Here is a 1,034-nt window from a genome sequence, read left to right on the forward strand (position 1 = left end):
GTTCGGCGATCTTCATGGCCTCCTCGATCAGGGTCTCCACGATCTTCGACTCCGGCACGGTCTTGATGACCTCGCCCTTCACGAAGATCTGCCCCTTGCCGTTGCCCGAGGCCACGCCCAGATCGGCCTCCCGCGCCTCACCCGGACCGTTCACCACACACCCCATCACCGCCACCCGCAGCGGCACCTCCATCCCCTCAAGCCCCGCGGTCACCTCATCCGCCAGCTTGTACACATCCACCTGCGCCCGCCCACACGACGGACACGACACGATCTCCAACCGCCGCTGCCGCAGATTCAACGACTCCAGAATCTGGATACCGACCTTGACCTCCTCCGCCGGCGGCGCCGACAACGAGACCCGGATCGTGTCCCCGATCCCCTCACTCAGCAGCGCACCGAACGCCACCGCCGACTTGATCGTCCCCTGGAACGCCGGCCCCGCCTCCGTCACCCCCAGATGCAGCGGATAGTCACACGCCGCCGCCAACTGCCGGTACGCCTGCACCATCACCACCGGATCGTTGTGCTTCACCGAGATCTTGATGTCCCGGAACCCGTGCTCCTCGAACAGCGAGCACTCCCACAACGCCGACTCCACCAACGCCTCCGGCGTCGCCTTCCCGTACTTCTCCAGCAGCCGCTTGTCCAACGAACCCGCGTTCACCCCGATCCGAATCGGAACCCCCGCGTCCGAGGCCGCCTTCGCGATCTCCTTCACCTTGTCGTCGAACTGCCGGATGTTCCCCGGATTCACCCGCACCGCCGCACACCCGGCATCGATCGCCGCGAACACGTACTTCGGCTGGAAATGAATATCCGCGATCACCGGGATCTGCGACTTCCTCGCGATCACCGGCAACGCGTCCGCGTCATCCTGCGAAGGACACGCCACCCGCACGATCTGGCACCCCGACGCCGTCAGCTCCGCGATCTGCTGCAAGGTCGCACCCACATCCGCGGTCACCGTGGTCGTCATCGACTGCACCGACACCGGCGCGTCGCCCCCCACCGCCACCGACCCCACCTGGATC

General features: G+C 66.2%; 1 protein-coding gene. It reads right to left on the bottom strand.

Annotated elements, in window-relative coordinates; all coding sequences use genetic code 11:
* On the bottom strand, positions 1 to 1,033 hold a 1,033-nt coding region (gene ispG, locus E4099_RS32345), incomplete at its 3' end, for a flavodoxin-dependent (E)-4-hydroxy-3-methylbut-2-enyl-diphosphate synthase (RefSeq protein WP_245245363.1).
* Position 1,034 lies beyond the last annotated feature (1 nt).

This window comes from Streptomyces palmae (genome assembly GCF_004684805.1).
In the GTDB taxonomy this organism is placed as follows: Bacteria; Actinomycetota; Actinomycetes; order Streptomycetales; family Streptomycetaceae; genus Streptomyces; species Streptomyces palmae.